Origin of the sequence: Methanobrevibacter sp. YE315 (assembly GCF_001548675.1) — an archaeon.
In the GTDB taxonomy this organism is placed as follows: Archaea; Methanobacteriota; Methanobacteria; order Methanobacteriales; family Methanobacteriaceae; genus Methanocatella.
On sequence record NZ_CP010834.1, the window covers coordinates 929164 to 950328 of the forward strand.

The following is a 21165-nucleotide window of genomic DNA, read 5'->3' on the forward strand; positions in this document are numbered from 1 at the left end:
CTTTTGTTTTATGCGGGGGTGGTCGAGCGGTCAAAGGCGCTAGGTTGAGGGCCTAGTGGGTCAGTCCCTTCGCGGGTTCAAGTCCCGTCTCCCGCACTATTAATTACTAATTCTTAATTGATTTTCCTTATTTTATCGGTTTTTTGGTTTAAATTGCTAATATATTTATAATGATTAAAATAAAAATCATATTTAATATAAATTTATATGGTGATAAATTATGAAAGCTGTAATTCCGGCAGCAGGTTTCGGAACTAGATTTTTGCCTGCTACTAAAGCACAACCTAAGGAAATGTTGCCTGTTTATGATAAGCCTACCATCCAATATGTTATTGAAGAGGCGGTAGCTTCAGGCATTGATGATATTATAATCGTTACCGGTAGGAATAAAAGGTCTATTGAAGACCATTTTGACAAATCCTTTGAACTTGAGCAAACTTTGCAAAGTGCCGGTAAGGATGATCGTTTAAGGCAAGTTCGTGCAATCACAGATTTGGCAGACATTTGCTATGTCAGACAAAAAGAGCAAAAAGGCCTTGGAGATGCCATATATTGTGCGAAAAAACATATTAATGACCAACCGTTTGCAGTAATGCTGGGAGATTCAATCACTAAAGGCCCGGTTCCTTGCACTAAACAATTAATAGATGTATTTGATAAATATGAATCTTCAGCAATCTCTCTTGAAAGAGTACCAAAGGAAAAAGTTGAAAGATATGGTATTATCAAGGGTGTTGAAGTCGAAAAGGACATTTATAAAATAGACAAATTGGTTGAAAAGCCATTAATGCATCAGGCACCATCCAATTTAGCCATCATGGGACGTTATGTTTTAACACCGGATATTTTTGACAAGATTGATGAAACTGAACCTGGTGTTGGCGGTGAAATCCAGCTCACCGATGCATTGTCTAAACTGGATGCAATCTATGGAAATACCTTTGAAGGAAAAACATACGATATTGGAAATCGTTTGGAATGGTTAAAAACTTCAATCGAATTTGCAATGGATGATCCTGAATCTAAAGATAACCTGATTCAGTACATGAAAGAAATTGTAGATGGTGAATAAAATGGAAACTCAAAGAATCCTAGTAACTGGAGGCAGTGGATTCATAGGCACTAATCTGGTAAATGAACTCCAATCAAGAGGCCATGAGGTTTTATCAGTCGATTTGTTGCATCATGAAAATGAAGCGGATTTATATTCTGATAAGTACTCCAGCTATGTAAGGGGGGACGTCAGGAATTATCGTCAAATGGAGAGAATCTTTGAAGACAACGATAAATTCGATTATGTGTATCACCTGGCTGCTGAATATGGCCGTTGGAACGGTGAAGGATACTATGAAAACCTCTGGGAAACCAATGTCATTGGCCTGAAGAATATGATACGTCTTCAGGAAAAATTGGGCTTTAGAATGATTTCATTTTCATCCGCAGAGGTATACGGAGATTATGAAGGAATAATGAGTGAGGATGTAATGGAAAACGTTCCGATTTCTCAAACTTATCAGATGAATGATTATGCAATTTCCAAATGGGCCGGAGAATTGATGTGCATGAATTCAGCAACAATGTTCGGTACTGAAACCGTCCGCGTAAGGCCGGTAAACTGTTACGGCCCCCATGAAGCTTATTCACCATATAAAGGTTTCATACCAATTTTCATTTATAAGGCTTTACATGGCCTTCCTTATTCAGTTCATATGGGTCATAAAAGGATTATTGATTATGTTGAGGATACTGTAAGAACCTTTGCAAATATTATCGATAACTTCATTCCTGGAGAAGTATACAACGTTGGAAGTAAGCAGGAATGGGAAAGGGATATTAAGCAGTACTCTGACATGGTTCTGGATGCAGTGGGTATTGATGATTCATTGGTAACATACACACCTGCCGAAGAATTCACAACAAAAGTCAAAACAATCGATTTTTCAAAAGCTATTCGTGATTTAAAGCATGATCCTCAGATTCCTCCGGAAGAAGGCATCAAACGAACTGTTGAATGGATGAAAGATTACTATAGAATTGAATAATATGAAATCAATTGCCATTATTCCTGCATTTAACGAAGAAGCGGCTATTGAAAGTGTTGTAAAGAAATCGTTTCAATATGTAGATGATGTTTTGGTAGTTGATGATGGAAGCAGCGACAATACTTTTCAGATTGCTGAAAATTCAGGTGCAATCCTTTTGAGGCATCCCACCAATTACGGTAAAGGCATTTCCCTAAAGGATGCTTTTGCTAAAGTCAATGGTTATGATATTGTAGTGACTATTGACGGCGATGGACAACATAATCCTGATGAAATACCTTTGCTTGTTAAACCGATTACTGATGGAAAAGCGGATTTGGTTAATGGCAGCAGATATTTGAATGGTTTTGATGAGAATACGCCGGCTTATAGGCGTGTTGGCCAAAAGGTTTTGGATATTGCAACAAACATCACTGCAGGAACAAATGTTACAGATTCACAAAGCGGGTTTAGGGCATTTTCCGGAAATACTATTTCTTGTTATAAATTTAGGGATCCTGGTTTCGGAATAGAAAGCGAAATGTTGGCTGATGCTGCTGAAAACAATTTAAGAATTTTGGAAGTTCCAATTACCGTAAGGTATGATGTTGAGAATTCTTCAACCAAAGGGCCGGTGAGTCATGGCGTTGGTGTTCTACTTAAGATTTTTAAAGATAAGATTATTAGAATAATTAGATGATTATTATGCAGAATAGATTAATTAAAAAGACTGGAGAGGAAATTTCTCCATTGGGCTTTGGAGCCATGAGGCTGCCTCTTAAAAATGGTAAGATAGACAGAGATAAGGCTAAAGAGCTAATCTATTATGCAATTGATAATGGCGTTAATTTCATCGACACAGCATATCTCTATGGTGATAGCGAATCGTTTTTAGGCGAAATATTAACTGACGAAATCAAATCAAAGGTTAAAATCTGCACAAAGCTTCCAACAATCAATGTCAGAAAATATGATGATATGGAAAATATTTTTGAAGAACAGCTTAAAAGGTTAAGATTGGACTGCATCGACTATTACCTTATTCATGCAGTGGACTTGAAGGCGATTAATCGATTATTCAAAAGGGATTTAATTAAATTTATTGATAAGATTAAATCTGAGGGAAAAATCAAATATGTTGGCTTTTCATATCATGGGCCGAAAGACGAATTTGAGGCTATAATTGACAGTTATGACTGGGATGTTGTAATGGTTCAATATAACTATTTTGATGAAAATGTGCAGGCCAGTATGGAAGGGATAGAATATGCGGCTTCTAAAGGAATGGGTGTTTTTGTAATGGAACCGCTTAAGGGCGGTATCTTAGCAGGAAAAATGCCTAAAGAGGCTGAAGAAATATTTAAAAAAGCAAATCCTAATAAAAGCAATGCTCAATGGGCTTTTGAATGGGTTTTGAACAATAGGAATGTTACATGCGTATTGTCTGGAATGAATAGTTTTGAGCAACTCAATGAAAACTTGGCTATTGCAGAAAAAACCACTCCTCTTTCTATGAGCTTTGAGGATATGGAAACGGTTGAACTTGTAAAAAGGGTAATGAGGAACTCATTAAAGATTAACTGTTCAACATGCGGCTATTGCGTGCCGTGTCCTCAGGGGGTTAATATTCCCGAATGCATGAAAATATATAATGAAAAATATCTCTTTAACCATAAGGGACTCATCAACCAGTCTTTAATTGATTATTATCAATATGTTGGAGGCATTATGGGTAATGAAGGCAGTGCAGGATTGTGCAATGGATGTGGAAAATGCTTAAGGAAATGCCCTCAAAAATTGGATATTGTCAGCGAATTGAAAAAAGTTAAAAAGGAATTTGAATTTCCAGGTGTCAAATATATTCTTTCATTTGTCAGGCATGTCGGTTTTCCACTTTATAGGCAAGCAATAAGGATTTTAAACCGCTGATTTTTTCTTATTCTATCATTTTTTTGCTATCTATAAAATTATATACTTCAAAAATACAATATTAATTAAGGTGAAAAAATGAAACTTGAAGAGTTATTGGCTCCATGTCCAAAATGTGGTTCAAAAGATAAGGTGGCTAAAAGAAAATTATTGGACAATCACAGGGCACATGCAGAAATGGATGCAGTAAAATGTTCTGATTGTGGTTACATTTTCTTTGTAAATGATGATATGGACGAAGATGAGAAAAAGAAATTATTGAATGAATTAAACAAAGTTTACGGATAAAAATGACATTTCACGTAATGATTATTCCAACACTCAATTGTCCATCAAATTGTAAATACTGTTGGGGATCTGAAAATAAAAAAGAAATGATGGATATTGAAATCATTGACCAGATTATTACATGGTTAGGCGATTTTAGGGATGATGATGTTCACTTCACTTTCCATGGTGGCGAACCGCTTCTTGCAGGCTATGATTTTTATGAGGAAGCTTTGGAAAAATTGTCTAAGTTGCCTAATCTGGATGGATTTTCCCTTCAGAGCAATATCTGGCTTTTGACCGAAGAGCTCATAGACTTGTTCATCAAATATGATGTTGTTGTAAGTACAAGTATTGATGGGCCGAAGGAAATCAATGATTTTCAAAGGGGAGACGGCTATTTCGATAAGACCATGACAAAATTCAGGTTAGCTAAGGATAAAGGGCTAATAATCAACTTTGTTTTGACAGTTACTGATTATTCAAAGGATTTCTCTGATGAATTGTATGATTTCTTTAAAAGCGAAAAGATGAATCTTAAGATTCATGCGGCTCTTCCATCATTAAGGGGAGACAATGCAGATCCATGGGCGCTTGACCAGGAAGAGCATGGCAAGTTGCTTGTTGACTGGTTGGACAAATACCTTTATGATTTGGATAAGTTTACCGTAATGGATTTGGACCATATCTCTAAAAGCGCACTCAGAAGAAGAGGCACACTTTGCACATTCGCAGATTGCATCGGAACAACCCTTGCAGTAGGGTCCGACGGTTCAATATATCCATGTTACAGATTTGTTGGGATGCCTGAATATGTTTTGGGTAATGTCGCTGACAATCCAAGCTTTGATGATTTGAAAACATCTGATGCATGGGCAAAGCTCATGGAATTCAGGGATTATGTTGATGAAAACTGCAAAAAGTGCAGATATGTCAAATATTGTGAAGGAGGATGTCCTTACAATGCAATTGTGGCATATCAAACACCGAAGGCAGTTGATCCGCAATGTACAGCATATAAAATGATTTTTGGAGAAGTTTCAAAAAGAATGAATAAGGAATTCGCTAAATCCGCCTTTGGAATGGGAGCATCCGAACCAAGAAAAGAAGGTGAACCGTTCAGCATTATGGATTTGGCTATGAAACCTTAACTCTGGTTTTGATAATATGATTTGTGATGATTGCCAACATTTGGAGCTTAGAAACAAGTATAAAATTGTATGTAAGGTTCATGAGCATCTATTATTGGATGTTAAGGAATGTCAAAACTTTAAACAGAAAGAGGATGAATAGTATTTCTATTCATATTATTTTTTTAATTGATGATTTTGCAGATTGGTTATTTTCTATTTTTTCAAAGGCCAGACATGAGGAAATCTTGCCTAATGAACAGTATTCTTGATGAAGTATTTTGAATTGCAAAAAATACTTTACACTAATTTTTTCCAAAGTAATACTGAGTATTTAAATGAACTCAAAAAAAGTAATACTTTTATATATTATTTCTTACAAAATTACTTATAGTAATACTGAGTATTTAAATGAACTCAAAAAAAGTAATACTTTTTGGCTGTTTGGTGGTTACTGAATTTAATTTTTTTGCATGTCTTAAAATTCTGGGAGGACTATTAAAAAATTTTTGAGTAATACTGAGTATTTAAATGAACTTAAAAAAAGTAATACTTAGAGGTGTTTTATATGATTGACGAAATAACTGATTTCCTATTTGGACTAAAAATGACCATTATTTCAGGTATATTTTTATTAATAGCAGTTATTTTCATGATTTTTGGAATTGAAACTCCAATTTATTTAAATCCCGCATGGGGAACAGTAATAATAAGTGGGATTCCGATGTTGCTCCTAGCGATGACTAGGTTAATCCGTGAAAAATGGATTTCATCTGCATTACTGATTGCAATAGCTATGGTTGCATCACTATTGATTGGTGAAATATTTGCAGCAGGTGAAGTTGCATGGATTATGGCTTTAGGTGCCCTTTTGGAAGACTGGACAGTCGAAAGGGCTAAAAAAGGTTTGAGAAATCTTATTAATTTGACTCCACAAACAGGAAGAAGAATTGTCAATGGTAAAGAAGAGGTTATTTCAGTTGATGAGATAAAAATTGGGGATGTTTTAAGAATTCTTCCTGGTGAAAGTGTCCCTGTTGATGGTGAAATTATAAAAGGTACCTCTTCACTTGACCAGTCAATTATGACTGGTGAATCCCTGCCGATTGATAAGGAAGTGGGGGATGAGGTATTCTGCGGTACCATGAATATGTATGGTGCAATTGACGTTAAGGCAACAAGTTTGGGTGAAAACTCTTCACTTCAAAAGTTAATTGATCTTGTAAAAGCGGCTGATGAAAAGCAAGCTCCAACACAGAGAATTGCAGATAAGTGGGCCACTTGGCTGGTTCCTATCGCATTATTAATTGCAATTTTAGCTTGGTTAATGACAGGCAACATTGAAAGGGGAGTAACAGTTCTGGTAGTATTCTGTCCATGCGCATTAATTTTAGCTACACCAACCGCTATTATGGCAGCTATTGGTCAAGCAACAAAATATGGTGTTTTAATCAAATCTGGTGAAGCACTCGAAACTTTAGGAGGATTAAATACTTTAGTATTCGATAAAACTGGTACTTTGACTTATGGTAATCTAGAAGTTTCTGATGTTATCTCTTTAAAGGATAATCTGAATGAAATGGATGTATTAAAAATTGTCGCATCTTGTGAGAAATTAAGTGAACATCCATTGGCTAAAGCTATTGTATCAAATGCAAAAGATGCTGAAATTGATATTGAAGAGCCGAAAGAATTTAAAATGTATCCTGGAAAAGGGGTTACATGTATAAATTCATATGGTAAAGTATATGCTGGAAACTCCAAATTCCTATCAGAGAATAATATCGATGTAAATATTTCAACTCAATTGGATAAGCTTAAACATGAAGGGAAAGCTTCAATCATCGTTGCATTAAATGAGGAAACAATTGGTTTAATCGGATTGTCTGATGTAATACGTGAAGATTCTAAAGACATGATTAAAAACTTGCATGATTTAGGCACTGAAACCATATTGCTCACAGGAGATAACACAGAAACTGCCAATTATTTTGCTTCCCAAGTTGGTATTGGAAAAGTGTATGGTAATCTTTTGCCTCAAGAGAAACTCGATTGGATTGAAAAGCTTAAAAATGAAGGTAAAAAGGTTTGTATGATTGGAGATGGTGTAAACGATGCACCTGCTTTAAAGACTGCTGATGTTAGTGTGGCAATGGGGTCTGTTGGAAGTGATGTTGCAATTGAAGCGGCAGATATTGCGCTTTTGGGTGATGATATTGGAAAAATCCCTTATCTTAAGAAACTTTCAAATTCAACATTGTTCACAATTAAAGCAAATATTGCCATGTCCATGACAATAAATGCAGTAGCAATAATCTGTTCTGTTTTAGGACTATTGAATCCAGTAACAGGAGCTATTGTTCACAATGCAGGATCCTGCCTTGTTGTATTGAATGCAGCATTACTCTATGATAGGCACTTTGATGATTCAATTAAGAAAATCGACACGGAAAATGTGGAACATTCCCATTATCACTTCCACAACGATGGAGAGCATTCACATTCCCATGAAGGCATTGTTATTGTTGATGAAATCCAGACAGATTATGGAATTAAGCATATGCATGCTCACAAACATGCATTAGATAGGCAAAGCTGTGAGGCTTATCACAGCTAATTTTTTCTTTTTTTTTCATCAAAACTAATATATAGTTTAACGAATAACCTTATTTGTAGGTATTAATATGAATGATAAGATAATTTTAGGACTTCCAAAGGGAAGTTTAAATAATGTAAAAAGAGGAAACACTCATCAATTGTTTGTTGATGCAGGTTATGAGGTTAAAGGATACGAACCTGGCGATGAGGCTTATGAAATTGAAATCTTAAATGACGAAGACATTATCGCATTTCTTACTCGCCCGCAATCCACTCCCGTAGAATTGAACAGGGGAATAATTGATATTGCTATTGTAGGTGAAGATTGGGTTAAAGAAGAATCAGTTTTAAGGGAAACCAATACTATTAAGATTGGAGATTTGGATTATGGGAAGACTCGTTTGATAGTTGCAGTTCCTAAAGATGCTCCATATGATAATTTATCAGAGTTATTTAGAGCAAATAAAGATAGAAAAACTCCTATTTTATGTTTCACAGAATATCCTAATTTAACTAGAAAATTCATCATGGAAAATGAAGTTTACCAAGAAATCTATGGAGATGCAGTGCCTTTTGTCCAAGTTAGAGGATTGACTGACGGTGACAATGAGATGGTGCAGGTTATTAACTCTGATGGTGCTACCGAAGTTTATATTGCTAAAGGTGCTGATTTTATTGTTGATAACACTCAAACTGGCAGTAGCTTGAGGAAAGCTGGTTTAAAAGAAATTGAAACAATATTGCATTCATCTGCAGGTCTTTATGCGGGCGTTAGCTGCAAAGGTGAAAAACTTGAAAAAGCAAGAATGATTTATGAGCAACTCTTAGGAGCCATTACTGCTAAAAAATATTTTGATGTTAAATTTAACATCGCTAATTCCAAAATTGAAGAAGTTTCTTCTTATTTAATTGACAACAAACTTTGTGCTGATGAACCTACAATCACTCCAGGGTCTGATTTTTCACAAATCAACGTTTTAATCCCTAAGGCCAAATTCCCGGAAATGGTTGATGCCATTAAAGGTTTTGATGCAACTTCAATTATCAGAAATGATTTAAAACAACTTGTTGAATAATCATTTCAACATTTCTTTTTTTTTAAAATTGTTCAAATTCAAATTTGAATCATCATGATAAATAATGTAAAATTTATAAAGTATACCTTATATAAATTATATATTATATAATTTGATGGGGATTAATCATGTTAACATCTGTTCAAAAAGAAATTTTACAAACCTTAATAAATTTATACCAATCATCTAACGGTAAATCTATTAAAGGTGAAGATATTGCTGAGGTTATGGGAAGAAATCCCGGAACAATTCGTAACCAGATGCAATCATTAAGAAGTTTAGGTTTGGTAAAGGGAGTGCCGGGGCCTAGAGGTGGATACAAGCCAACTATCGAAGCTTATCATTCCCTAAACATATCAGTTTCAGATCAGGATTCAAAAGTACCAATCTATAAAAACGGCAAAAGAATTGAAGATATTTCAGTTGCAAGAATTGAATTTACAAGCGTTCCACAACCTAGCGAATGTGAAGCGGCAATTAAGGTTTTAGGAAGTATCAAAGACTTGAATTTAGGAGATACAATAAGCATAGGCCCTACACCCGTTAACAATTTGGGAGTAATGGGTACAATTGTAGGTCGTGACGATATGGATAACATTCTTTTAGTTGATACAAAGACTATCAGAAGCATTCCTAAACAGACTGTTGGAGAAATTGCCAGTAGGGACGTAATTTCATTTTCTTTAGATTGCTCTATTAAGGAAGCTGCAAAAAGATTAGCACTTAATGAGATTGATGGGGCTCCAGTTATGAAAGATGGAAAGGTAGTCGGAGTATTCACATTGACAGATCTTGTTAAAGCTATTGCAAATGATAGGGAAAATTTATCTGTAGGAGACTTAATGTCAACAAATGTCGTTATTGTAAATGAGGATTTGAAAATAGCTAATGCCATTGAAGTCATGCTTAAAAAAGGCATTTCTAGATTAATCGTTGCTGATAATGACCAAAACCTGCTTGGAATTGTAACAAGAACAGATTTGATTAACATAATTACCAATTTAGAACAATTTCCAATTATTACAAACTAATTATAATGTGATTTAATGAAAGTTAACCAGATTAATGTAGAAAGTAATATGAAAATATCCGATTTGATCAATCAATTTGATGAATCAGGTGTGTTGGGCGCTGGCAGAGTGGCACGCGCATGCAATATCTTATCTGATATGATACAGGATGAGGATATGAGTGTCTTCATGAGTTTGGGAGGCCCTTTAATTCCCGGTGGAATGAGAAACATCGTAACTAAAATGATTGGGGAAGGCCATGTCGATTTGATTGTATCAAGCGGAGCAAATATTACACACGACCTTGTTGAAGCGTTTGGAGGAGCCCATTATCGTCATGAAGGAAAGGATGATGAAGAACTGAATGAGGAAGGAATCGGTCGTATCGCTGACATTAATGTTGGCTCTGATGATTTTACAATTTTTGAGACAAAAATCATAAAGATATTTGAAAAGATAGCTTCCAAAAAGAAGATTATCTCCATTCAGGAATTATTATATGAAATAGGCCTTTTGGTCGAAGATGAAAACTCGTTTGTTGCAACAGCCGCAAGAAATAATGTTCCAATATTTGCACCGGGCTTAATTGATTCGATGATGGGTCTTCAGCTTTGGATTTTTACACAGGACCATGATTTTACAGTAAGCGCCGCTGGCGATATGCCTTATTTGTCAGATATAGTTTTTGAATCTGAAAAAGTCGGAGCAATCCTTTTGGGAGGAGGCCTTACAAAGCATTACACCTTGGCATCAAATGTAATTAAAGGAGGACTTGATGCAGCTATTCAGATTACTATGGATAGGCCTGAAGCGGGCAGTTTAGGCGGAGCACCTTTAGAGGAAGCGAAATCATGGGCAAAAGCAAGATGCGGATCAAGCCTTGCCAGTGTTGTCGGTGATGTTACAGTTATTTTCCCGTTGATTTATGCAGCGGCATTAGATAAAATTAACAGTGATTAGATGAGTTATATTATTTTAGCGATTTTATTTTTACTGTCTGGATTTTTCATGAAATATTCAGATGATTTATACGATGTTAACCATGATTTGAAGTTTGCATGTGTTTTTGGTGTTTTATGTGCTATAGCCTCAGCCAGTGCATTTATCTATAATATTGATGCAGCCTATATTTTCATAGCCATCCTTATAGGCAACTTATTGGCATTTAAAATAGATGGGATTCATCATATAATTACATTACTTGTATTTGTAGTGATATGTGTAATCTGGGGAATTCCTGATTTAAGTTTGGTTGTTTTGCTAATCTGTATTTTAGCGGCATTTTCTGATGAAGTTGGCCATGAATTGGTTTCTAAATTCACCAATAATAGGTTTTTGAATCTGTTTTTTGAATATAGGTTTGTAATGAAAATTGTTATTTTGATTTTAGCTATTTGTGGTGTATTTGATATTTGGATATTCCTATGCTTCATAGCATTTGAAATAGCTTATGAAACCGCAGGAATTGTTTTTGAAAAGTTCAATTAAAAAAAAGAAGTTAAAAAGGAATATGAAATTCCTTTTATTTTTTGTTTATTCGTCAGTTTCTACGCCCATTTTGCCTGCAATTCTAGCAATGAGTACGGTAACGATTACTGCTATTATGGTTACAATGACAGCGTAAATTAATAAACTAGGAATAGCATCTCCAGTACCTACGAAGGATTCAATTAATTTTTGAATCGCACTGTTCCATGCTTCACCAGCTACAAATGCGAATGCAGTTGTAATCAATGCTAAAACTGTCTCCATAATCATTTTTGTTACTTCGTTTGCCATAAATTTTCACCCCATTTAAAATTTATTTAGTTCCCAGATTATAAGAACATTATTATATTTATTTCTTTTAATTTAAAAACTTTAGCTTATTTCAGTGATTTTATTAAATTTTCACATGCAGTTTTCGGATTGTCGGCTTCGTATATGCTTCTTCCAACAATGATTGCATCTGAGTATTCCAAGGTTTTTTTACCGTCTCCGCCTTGTTTTCCAACTCCGGGTGATATGATATAGGCTTCACATCCAACAATATCCCTTATAGTTGATAATCTGTCAAGTCTGGTTGCTGGCGCGACATAGTTTTCAATTCCCATTTCAACTCCCATTTGAGCTATTGCCTCAGCATTCTTCTGCAGAAACATTTTGGCTCCGGGATGTGACATTTCAGTAAGCAGAAACAGTTCCTTTCCATGTTTGTTTGCCATGTCAAGGCATGCCTGTACGCTGTCTGATCCAACAAAGCCGTGGCATATGATTGCATCGGCTCCCGCTTTGAATGTTTCATCACATATCTTGGAGTTGGTTGCATCGATATCGGCTACCTTGAAGTCGCAAATTACCTTAAATCCGAATTTGTCCTTTAACTTATTGATTATTTCAAGACCTTCGGCAAGTGCTAGTGGATATCCTATTTTGATTGTGTCAATGTATTCCTTGATTGAGTCGCAGATTTCAATAGCTTCATTTTCACTCATTACGTCAAGTGCTAAAATTAGGTTATTTTTTATGTTCATGTTATCTACTTTTTTGATTTGATTATAAATTTTATTAGGTTCGCCTAAATTTTGTTTAAGTTATTACTAATAATGTTTATATATAATAAACTATATAATATCATTATCAATAAAACTTTATAAAATTTTAATTATAATTAAGTTTTTATTGACCATTTTATCAATTTATTTTGATAGGTTATTTGGAGGAAATTATTTATGCATATTATGGAAGGATATTTACCATTAACATGGTGTATCATATGGTTCGTCATATCACTCGCCGTTGTTGCATTTGGTATTTATCAAATCAAAAAAATCGTAGATGAAACCCCTGAATCCAAAGCTTTACTCGCAGTAAGCGGAGCATTCATGTTCATCTTATCATCTTTGAAATTACCTTCTGTTACTGGAAGTTGTTCTCACCCTTGTGGTAACGGATTAGGTGCAGCATTATTCGGTCCTGCTGTAACCGCAGTGTTAGCAACTATCGTACTTTTATTCCAAGCACTTTTACTTGCTCACGGTGGATTAACTACTTTAGGTGCAAACATATTCTCAATGGGTATTGTAGGTCCTGTAGTCGCATGGCTTGTATACAAAGGATTAACTAAAGCTAATATATCTTCTACTATTGCTATTTTCTTTGCAGCATTTTTAGGTGACTTATTAACTTATGTTGCTACTTCATTCCAATTAGCTTTTGCATTCCCGGCTCCTACTTTTGCAGGCGCATTAACAAACTTCTTAACTATCTTTGCAGTTACTCAAATTCCATTAGCTATCGGTGAAGGTATTTTAACAGTAATTATCTGGGATAGATTAAAAGCTTACAAACCAAAATTATTAGATAAACTTGGTGCATTAGCTCCAAATGAAGCATAAGGTGATTATATGAAAACATCTACTTTAATTATTTTAGCAGTTGTATGTATTATATTGTTTGTAGCACCATTAATAATGTTTAGTGGTCATGGTGAAGATGATGGTTACTTCGGCGGAGCAGACGATGCAGCTGGTGAAGCTATCGAAAAAACCGGTTTTGAACCATGGTTTTCTTCAATATGGGAACCACCTAGTGGTGAAATAGAAAGCTTATTATTCGCTCTTCAAGCAGCTATTGGAGCAATCATTATTGGTTACTTCTTCGGTTACTGGAGAGGACAAGGTAAAGAAGAATAATTCTTCTTTATTATTTTTTTTCTTTTTTTAGAGATTAAGTGGTTTTATGAAATTTGATATGGATTATATTGCGCATCATAATAATTTAACAGAAACTAATCCTTATTTTAAATTGTTTTTAACAATAATATTGTTAATTGTTACATTAGCACTCGATAATCTGTATTTTGACGTATTCATTTTTATTGTAATGTCCATTGTTATTTTAGCTATTGCTAAGATCAATTATAAATCTTATTTGAAATTTCTGTCACTTCCAATGGCATTTCTTGTAATAACTTGTATTTTTTTAATGTTCTTCTTTGGAAAGGGGGATGTTATTTATGAAACCGGAATATGGGGTATTGTAGTTACAACAGATTCCTGGCATTATGCCGTTTATACATTTATGCGTGTAATGGGATGTCTGCCTTGTTTAGGTTTCTTAGCACTCACTACACCAATTGCAAAAATCTTAAATTGTTTAAGAACTTTAAAAGTTCCAAAAGTAATGATAGAAATTGCTCTTTTGATGTATAATACAATTTTCATATTCTTGAATGAAATCGATACAATGCAGAAAGCTCAGGATACCAGACTAGGATATAACACCTATTGGTCTTCATTCAAATCTTTAGGAGCTCTTGCAAGTACAATATTTTTAAGATCTCTGGATAAAAGTGAAACATTGCAGTTTGCTTTAGATTCAAGAGGTTATAATGGAGAACTTCCGGTATATGAACCAAGAAAAAAGGAGAATTGAAATGTTAGAAGTAAAAAATGTTAAATATTCCTATAATTCTGATTATCAAGCACTTAAGGGAGTCAGCCTTAAAGTCGAAAGGGGTGAAATGGTAGCTCTTTTAGGTAAAAATGGTGCTGGTAAATCAACTTTGTTTCTTCATTTGAATGGAATTTACAGACCGGATGAAGGCCAGGTCTTCATTGATGGTGAAGAGTTAAAATATGATAAGAAATCCCTGCTTAAATTCAGGCAGAAAGTTGGAATCGTATTTCAAAATCCTGATGACCAGATTTTTGCTCCTACAGTCGAAGAGGATGTTGCCTTTGGACCTTTGAACTTGGGTTTATCCATGGAGGAAGTTCAAGACAGAGTTGAAGAGGCTTTGGACCGTGTTGGAATGTCCGGATTCGAAAAAACAGCTCCTCATCATTTAAGTGGAGGACAAAAGAAAAGGGTGGCGATTGCAGGAATTCTTGCAATGAAACCTGAAGTGATGGTTTTGGATGAGCCTACTGCAGGTCTTGACCCGCAGGGTGTAGTCGATTTGTCAAAACTACTGAATGAGCTTAATGATGAAGGGATTACAATTATAATTTCAACACATGAAGTTGATTTAGTTCCTAATTATGCAACTAAGGTCTTTGTATTGGTTGACGGTTTGCTGATTGGCGAAGGAACTCCAAAGGAGATTTTTGCAAAGCCTGAAATATTGGAACAAGCTAATTTAAAGGTTCCTATTGTTACTGACTTATTCCAGCAGCTTGAGGATGAAGGCTTTGACATGCAAGGGGATTATCCTTTAACAATTGATGAAGCTAAGGATAAGTTTTTGGAATTGTTAAACAAAAACTAATTTTTTTTTTATTTCAGTAATTTTTCATAATCTCATCACTCAAAGTATTACTTGTGATAATACTTATAATATTTTTATATAATTGATTAAACATTTATATTAATAAAAACATATTTTTTTTATAAGGTGAAGTTATGAGAATTGGAATTTGTGATACAACTTTTGCTCGATTTGATATGGCTGCTGCAGCTATTGACGAGCTTAAAAACAATGCTTATGATTTAAAAATAATCAGACAAACTGTTCCTGGTGTAAAGGATTTGCCAGTAACTGCTAAAATTCTCATTGAAGAAGAAAACTGTGATATTGTAATGGCGCTTGGAATGCCTGGGCCTATGGAAAAGGATAAGATGTGTGCTCATGAGGCATCAACAGGCCTTATTAATGCACAGCTCATGACAAATACACATATTCTTGAAGTGTTTGTCCATGAAGATGAAGAGGAAGATCCTGTTGAACTTGCCAAACTTGCAGAAAACAGGGCACGCGAACATGCGCAAAACTTAATAAAGATGATGTATCACAGAAAAGCAATGAGAAAAGAAGCTGGAATGGGAATGCGTGAAGGAAAAGAAGATGCAGGACCATTATAAAAGGTGAAAAATGGGATTTGAAATTTCAAAGGAAGATAAGGAAGCAACATATGTCATTCTTCCGGCATATAATGAAGCAACAAGAATCCATCCTGTAATTGAAGAAATTGCAGAAAAAGGTTATAAAATGGTCATTGTTAATGATGGTTCTTCAGACAATACCTTGGAGGTTGTTAAGGAATCTCAAAGGAAATATCCTAAAAGTATCTTCATCTACTCACATATCATTAATCGTGGTGTCGGCGTAGCTATGCAAACAGGCTTTGATGCAGTTTTGAAATACAATCCAAAATATATTGTCAATATGGATTCGGACGGTCAGCATGATGCCAATGATTTGGAAAACGTTTTGGAACCGTTGGTGACCGGCAGGGCTCAAGCGGTAATTGGAGTAAGGCCTTTAAAGGACATGCCATTAAGCAGAAACATTGCAAATGCAATCATGAATATTTTGACCAAGATATTTTATAAAGTGGATGTAAGCGATTCACAAACAGGTTTCAGGGCAATAACCATTGATGCTTTGAAAAAAATTGATATCAATGCCAGAGGATATCTTATTTCTTCCGAATTCATACGGGAAGTTAATGATAATAATATTCCATTTGAAGAGGTTCCAATCAGAACAATCTACACTCCTGAAACTCAAGCAAAAGGAACAAACGTGACAGTTGCATTTAAAATTTTAATTCAAATGATTAGACATCAATTTTAGGTGATTAAATGTTATTATATTCAATTTTATTTCCAATAATAGCAATCATAGCTATTGTATGGTTTTTAGTCAGATACTTAAAAGAGAAAAATTCTTTAGTTACAACCATATTATGGACCATTTTCTGGATTTTAGTTAGTTTATTTGCAGTTTTCCCTAACTTCAGTAATTCATTTGCTCGCTTATTTGGTATAACCCGTGGTTTGGATTTTATAATTATAATTGTTTTTGCAGTTTTAGTTTACACAATCTTCAAGCTATACACTAAAATGGATAAACTGGAAGATGATGTTAATAAGATCGTTAAGGAAGTAGCATTAAACAATGAAATATCCCTTGATGATAAAGAGGAATAGTCTATGTTGTATTTTAGGGGTTGTACTGCACGAGAGAAATTGCCGAATATTCAGTCTGCAACAGAAAAGCTATTGAAATTGGCAGGTGTTGATTATCATATCCTGGATGATGAAAAGTGTTGCGGATCAGTTTTGCTCAGGACAGGATTTTTAAAGGAAGCTCAAGAGCAGATTGAAAAGAATACTGAGATTCTTGAAGGTGAAACAATCATCACTTCCTGTGCGGGATGCTATAAAACCTTAAAAGAAGATTATGAAGGATTGGATGTAGTTCATATTTCCCAATTACTTGACCAATTGATTAGGCAAGGCAAATTAAGTTTATCAAAAAATGATTTGGATGTAACCTATCATGATTCATGCCATCTGGGGCGCCATTGTGATGTGTTTGACGAACCGAGAGATGTGATTAAGTCAGTTTCAAATCTTGTTGAAATGGAAAACATTCGCGAAAACAGTATATGCTGCGGTGCCGGTGGCGGTGTTAAGTCAGCCTATCCTGAAATTGCATCTGAAATGGCAAAATTAAGAATTAATCAGGCAAAAAAGACAGGATGCAAGACATTAATCACTCCATGCCCATTCTGCAAACTTAATTTGGAAAATGATGATTTGGAAGTACTTGATTTAACTGAATTTTTAGTGAAATATGGTGATTTGGATGAAAGATAGTGAACTTGAAACAATGAGAAAATCATTCAATACAGTCAAAAGCAGATCAAACTCCATTAAGGAATCACCATCCACCCAAAGACTGATATCCAGAGTTCGTGAAATCAAGGAATACTCCATTGAAAACAATGAAGAGCTCTTCAATCAGCTTTGCGAATCCTTTAAACGCAACGACATTGATTTCAAATTTGCCAAAACTTCCGAAGATGCTTTAAAAATTATCGATGATTTACTTGATGAATATGGGTGCACTACTGTTGCAAAGGCCAAATCTAATACTTTAGGCGAAATCAATCTTAAAAAGCATTTGGCCGGTGAAAACATTGATGTTGTTGAAACAGACTTGGGAGACAGGATTCTGCAGCTTAAAAAAACTGACAATAAGCCAGTTCATCCAACAGGTCCTGCATCTCATTTGAATATATCAAATATCACAGATATCGTAAACGAATCATTGGATGTTAACGTCAGTCCTGTTCCGAGGGAAATCATGGAAACCGTAAGGCATGATGTGCTAAAACGTCTTGAAAGTGCAAATGTAGGTATAAGTGGAGCTAATGCAATGGCCTCCGAAGAGGGGTCTCTTGTAATGGTGCACAATGAGGGCAATATTTCAATAGTTTCCCTTAAAGATTTGCATATAATTGTAGCTGGAATTGATAAAATAGTGCCTACATTAGAGGACGCAATCTCAGTTGTAAAGCTTGAAACAATATTTGCCACAGGAAGCTATGTGACATCATATATGAATGTAGTTTCAGGACCTTCAAAAACAGCCGATATAGAAAAAAAGCTCTTGAAAAATATGTATGGTGCTGAAAAGGTATTTGTAATATTGTTGGATAACGGAAGAAGCAATGCAACTCCGGAATGCCTTTATTGCATAGGTTGCGGAAACTGTGTTGTCCACTGCCCGGTATATAATGCAGTTGGAAACGAATTCGGATTCAACAATTATCTTGGAGGTAGGGGAGTTGCAATGTCAAAATTCATAGAAGATGATGAAACCTGTTTTAATTCAGGCCTTTACATGTGCACTCTATGCGGATTATGCACTTTGAACTGTCCCGTAGCCATTCCAACCAATGAAATTATCGAGAACATGAGAAAATTGTCAACCGATGTTGGTTTCTATCCGAAGGCTCATGGTGTGATTAAGGATAATGTTTCAAAAAATGATTCACCTTATTAATTTTCTGTTTTTATTATTTTTTTTTAAAAATCAATAATATTTATAAATAATAAAGAAGTAATATTATTATATTATAAAATTATATTTTATTGGAGGAAATATATGCTTCTATTAATAAGTCCTATAAATCGTGAAGAAGCTCTTGAATCAATTAAAGGCGGAGCAGATATTGTTGATGTGAAAAATCCTAAGGAAGGTTCTTTAGGCGCTAATTTCCCATGGGTTATTAAAGAAATTAGGGAATTAACTCCTGAAGACAAGCTTGTCAGCGCTACTTTAGGTGACGTGCCTTACAAACCGGGTACTGTTTCTCTTGCAGCAATGGGGGCTCACGTTTCCGGAGCAGACTATATCAAAGTTGGATTATATGGAACAAAAGACCATGATGAAGCTGTTGAAGTCATGGAAAATGTTGTAAAAACTGTAAAAGATGTTAGTGAAGATACTATTATTGTAGCTGCAGGTTATGCTGATGCTCACCGTGTAGGTGCAGTTGATCCTATGGAAATTCCAAAAGTGGCAAAAGATGCTGGATGCGACTTAGCTATGCTTGATACTGCAGTCAAAGACGGTCATACATTATTTGATTATTTAGATATTGATCAATTAAAAGAATTTGTTGAAGAAGCTCACGGCTATGGTTTGTTGACTGCCCTTGCAGGTTCAGTTAAAAAAGAACAATTAAAACCATTGCATGATATCGGCTGTGATGTTGTGGGTATCAGAGGTGCCGCTTGCATTGGCGGTGACAGAAATACCGGTAAAATACACCACACTGCCGTAGCTGAGCTTAAAGAATTATGTGATTCATTCTAATCAGGTGTTACTTATGTCATTTTCAAAAAAGGTTCAAGAAGCAAGAATGTCTTATACTTTTGATGATTTTCTTTTGACTCCTAACGCAAGTTATGTGGAACCAAAGGATATTGATATTACTGTAAAGTTAGGTAAAGGAATTAAACTGAACATCCCTGTTTTAAGTGCTGCTATGGACACTGTTACCGAAGCAGACCTTGCGATAGCTATGGCACAGGAAGGTGGTGTCGGTGTAATCCACAGAAATATCACTCAAGAAAGACAGGTTGAAGAAGTTAAGAAAGTCAAAAACGCTGAAGATTTAACTATTCGTGATGTTGTAACCATTTCTAAAGATTCTACCATTGCTGAAGTCCAAGCAAAAATGCAGGATGAATTAATCAGCGGCCTTCCAGTTGTTGAAGGTGATGAAATCATTGGTATTATATCCAAAAGGGATATCAGGCCAGTCTTAAAATCAGAACCTCATAAAACTGTAAAAGACATCATGACTTCTGATGTCGTAACTGTTGAGGAAGGCATTTCAGCTGAAGAAGCATTGAATGTCGCTTATGAAAACAAGGTGGAAAGGCTTCCTGTTGTTCATGATGGCAAATTGGTAGGAATTATTACCATTAAAGATATTTTGAATCATGCTCAATATCCAAAAGCGGCCCGTGATAAAGACGGCAACTTTTTGGTTGCTGCTGCATGCGGACCATTTGATTTGGACAGGGCAATGGCACTTGATCAGGCTGGTGCCGACATCATTTCAATTGACTGTGCTCATGCACATAACATGAACGTAGTTAAATTCACCGAAACAATCAAAGATAACATTGATGCTGAATTATGTGTAGGAAACATTGCAACCGCTGAAGCTGCTGAAGACTTAATTTCAATGGGTGTAGATGCACTTAAAGTAGGTATAGGTCCAGGTTCAATGTGTACCACCCGTATTGTTGCAGGTGTTGGAGTACCACAATTAACAGCTATTTCAGATGTTGCCGATGCTGCAGCAGATGCAGGAGTTCCTGTAATTGCTGACGGTGGTATCAGATATTCCGGTGATGTTGCAAAAGCTATTGGTGCCGGTGCAGATGCAGTTATGCTTGGTAACTTGCTTGCAGCTTCCTTAGAGGCTCCTGGTGATATTGTTGTAATGAATGGTAAGCAATATAAGAAATACCGTGGAATGGGTTCCATGGGTGCAATGACCAGTGAGTATGATGGTGGAGCAGACAGATACTTCCAAGGTTCCAAAAGTAAAATGAACCATACAAAGTATGTTCCTGAAGGAATTGAAGGCGCTGTACCATATAAAGGAACCATTGCAGAAATCTTATTCCAGTTAGTTGGTGGATTGAAATCATCTATGGGATACTGCGGTGCTGAAAATATTGGTGCAATGAAGGAAAAAGCACAATTCGTTAGGATTACAAGCAGCGGTATTAAGGAATCCCACCCTCATGACTTGTTAATTACTAATGAAAGCCCTAATTATTCACCTCCTGAATAGTTAGGTTTTATTTAATATTTTTTTGATGAGAATCGTAATGA

General features: G+C 35.4%; 25 protein-coding genes and 1 tRNA gene. 24 read left to right on the plus strand and 2 right to left on the minus strand.

Annotated elements, in window-relative coordinates:
- Positions 1 to 12 precede the first annotated feature (12 nt).
- From TL18_RS03910 to TL18_RS03970, 13 genes are all read left to right on the plus strand, one after another.
- Positions 13 to 96, plus strand: a tRNA-Leu gene (locus tag TL18_RS03910).
- Between the two features lie 124 nt (positions 97 to 220).
- The gene (galU, locus tag TL18_RS03915) at positions 221 to 1072 is read left to right on the plus strand and encodes a UTP--glucose-1-phosphate uridylyltransferase GalU (protein ID WP_067041625.1); all 852 of its coding nucleotides are present in this window, start codon (positions 221 to 223) and stop codon (positions 1070 to 1072) included.
- A gap of 1 nt (position 1073) precedes the next feature.
- Entirely contained in the window at positions 1074 to 2042 is a 969-nt protein-coding gene (locus TL18_RS03920; protein ID WP_067041628.1) for an NAD(P)-dependent oxidoreductase, read from the plus strand.
- A 1-nt stretch (position 2043) separates the two neighbouring features.
- The gene (locus tag TL18_RS03925) at positions 2044 to 2721 is read left to right on the plus strand and encodes a glycosyltransferase family 2 protein (RefSeq protein ID WP_067041631.1); all 678 of its coding nucleotides are present in this window, start codon (positions 2044 to 2046) and stop codon (positions 2719 to 2721) included.
- 5 nt (positions 2722 to 2726) lie between these two features.
- Entirely contained in the window at positions 2727 to 3950 is a 1224-nt protein-coding gene (locus TL18_RS03930; RefSeq protein WP_067041634.1) for an aldo/keto reductase, read from the plus strand.
- A gap of 78 nt (positions 3951 to 4028) precedes the next feature.
- Positions 4029 to 4238, plus strand: a complete 210-nt coding sequence (locus TL18_RS03935; protein ID WP_067041637.1) for a TIGR04165 family Cys-rich peptide — start codon at positions 4029 to 4031, stop codon at positions 4236 to 4238.
- A 2-nt stretch (positions 4239 to 4240) separates the two neighbouring features.
- On the plus strand, positions 4241 to 5368 hold the full coding sequence (locus TL18_RS03940) for a TIGR04083 family peptide-modifying radical SAM enzyme (RefSeq protein WP_067041640.1): 1128 nt from the start codon (positions 4241 to 4243) through the stop codon (positions 5366 to 5368).
- Positions 5369 to 5384: 16 nt separating this feature from the next.
- Entirely contained in the window at positions 5385 to 5510 is a 126-nt protein-coding gene (locus tag TL18_RS11250) for a hypothetical protein (RefSeq protein ID WP_255354680.1), read from the plus strand.
- 405 nt (positions 5511 to 5915) lie between these two features.
- Complete coding sequence (locus TL18_RS03950; protein ID WP_067041646.1) at positions 5916 to 7964, plus strand: cation-translocating P-type ATPase; 2049 nt, start codon at positions 5916 to 5918, stop codon at positions 7962 to 7964.
- A 67-nt stretch (positions 7965 to 8031) separates the two neighbouring features.
- Complete coding sequence (locus TL18_RS03955; protein ID WP_067041649.1) at positions 8032 to 9021, plus strand: ATP phosphoribosyltransferase; 990 nt, start codon at positions 8032 to 8034, stop codon at positions 9019 to 9021.
- Between the two features lie 128 nt (positions 9022 to 9149).
- Positions 9150 to 10052 (plus strand): CBS domain-containing protein, encoded by a 903-nt coding sequence (locus TL18_RS03960; RefSeq protein ID WP_067041652.1) that lies wholly within the window; start codon positions 9150 to 9152, stop codon positions 10050 to 10052.
- 15 nt (positions 10053 to 10067) lie between these two features.
- On the plus strand, positions 10068 to 10991 hold the full coding sequence (locus TL18_RS03965; protein WP_067041655.1) for a deoxyhypusine synthase: 924 nt from the start codon (positions 10068 to 10070) through the stop codon (positions 10989 to 10991).
- Positions 10992 to 11519: a hypothetical protein gene (locus TL18_RS03970; protein WP_067041659.1), complete on the plus strand. Its 528-nt coding sequence runs from the start codon at positions 10992 to 10994 to the stop codon at positions 11517 to 11519. It abuts the gene before it with no gap.
- A gap of 45 nt (positions 11520 to 11564) precedes the next feature.
- Here the strand turns inward: TL18_RS03970 and TL18_RS03975 are convergent, their stop codons facing one another.
- Positions 11565 to 11810, minus strand: a complete 246-nt coding sequence (locus TL18_RS03975; protein WP_231483665.1) for a DUF5654 family protein — start codon at positions 11808 to 11810, stop codon at positions 11565 to 11567.
- Positions 11811 to 11896: 86 nt separating this feature from the next.
- Positions 11897 to 12544: an orotidine-5'-phosphate decarboxylase gene (gene pyrF / locus TL18_RS03980; protein ID WP_067041660.1), complete on the minus strand. Its 648-nt coding sequence runs from the start codon at positions 12542 to 12544 to the stop codon at positions 11897 to 11899.
- A gap of 198 nt (positions 12545 to 12742) precedes the next feature.
- Here pyrF and TL18_RS03985 point away from each other — a divergent pair, with 198 nt between their 5' ends.
- The 11 genes from TL18_RS03985 to guaB all read left to right on the plus strand — a co-directional run bounded on the left by TL18_RS03985 (position 12743) and on the right by guaB (position 21124).
- On the plus strand, positions 12743 to 13408 hold the full coding sequence (locus TL18_RS03985; protein ID WP_067041661.1) for an energy-coupling factor ABC transporter permease: 666 nt from the start codon (positions 12743 to 12745) through the stop codon (positions 13406 to 13408).
- Positions 13409 to 13417: 9 nt separating this feature from the next.
- Positions 13418 to 13705 (plus strand): energy-coupling factor ABC transporter substrate-binding protein, encoded by a 288-nt coding sequence (locus TL18_RS03990; RefSeq protein ID WP_067041662.1) that lies wholly within the window; start codon positions 13418 to 13420, stop codon positions 13703 to 13705.
- A gap of 46 nt (positions 13706 to 13751) precedes the next feature.
- The gene (gene cbiQ / locus TL18_RS03995) at positions 13752 to 14447 is read left to right on the plus strand and encodes a cobalt ECF transporter T component CbiQ (protein ID WP_067041663.1); all 696 of its coding nucleotides are present in this window, start codon (positions 13752 to 13754) and stop codon (positions 14445 to 14447) included.
- A 1-nt stretch (position 14448) separates the two neighbouring features.
- On the plus strand, positions 14449 to 15282 hold the full coding sequence (locus TL18_RS04000) for an ATP-binding cassette domain-containing protein (protein WP_067045398.1): 834 nt from the start codon (positions 14449 to 14451) through the stop codon (positions 15280 to 15282).
- A gap of 134 nt (positions 15283 to 15416) precedes the next feature.
- Positions 15417 to 15875 carry a riboflavin synthase gene (gene ribC, locus TL18_RS04005; protein WP_067041664.1) on the plus strand — a complete coding sequence of 153 codons (459 nt, stop codon included), beginning with the start codon at positions 15417 to 15419 and terminating at the stop codon, positions 15873 to 15875.
- Between the two features lie 10 nt (positions 15876 to 15885).
- Entirely contained in the window at positions 15886 to 16590 is a 705-nt protein-coding gene (locus tag TL18_RS04010) for a glycosyltransferase family 2 protein (protein WP_067041665.1), read from the plus strand.
- Between the two features lie 8 nt (positions 16591 to 16598).
- Complete coding sequence (locus TL18_RS04015) at positions 16599 to 16946, plus strand: DUF2304 domain-containing protein (RefSeq protein ID WP_067041666.1); 348 nt, start codon at positions 16599 to 16601, stop codon at positions 16944 to 16946.
- Between the two features lie 3 nt (positions 16947 to 16949).
- Positions 16950 to 17618: a (Fe-S)-binding protein gene (locus TL18_RS04020; RefSeq protein WP_067041669.1), complete on the plus strand. Its 669-nt coding sequence runs from the start codon at positions 16950 to 16952 to the stop codon at positions 17616 to 17618.
- Positions 17608 to 18810 carry an LUD domain-containing protein gene (locus tag TL18_RS04025; protein WP_067041672.1) on the plus strand — a complete coding sequence of 401 codons (1203 nt, stop codon included), beginning with the start codon at positions 17608 to 17610 and terminating at the stop codon, positions 18808 to 18810. Before TL18_RS04020 ends, TL18_RS04025 begins: the two co-directional genes overlap by 11 nt.
- A 102-nt stretch (positions 18811 to 18912) precedes the next feature.
- Positions 18913 to 19626 (plus strand): (5-formylfuran-3-yl)methyl phosphate synthase, encoded by a 714-nt coding sequence (locus TL18_RS04030; RefSeq protein WP_067041675.1) that lies wholly within the window; start codon positions 18913 to 18915, stop codon positions 19624 to 19626.
- Between the two features lie 13 nt (positions 19627 to 19639).
- Positions 19640 to 21124, plus strand: coding sequence for an IMP dehydrogenase (guaB, locus tag TL18_RS04035; protein ID WP_067041678.1), 1485 nt, complete (start codon positions 19640 to 19642; stop codon positions 21122 to 21124).
- Positions 21125 to 21165 lie beyond the last annotated feature (41 nt).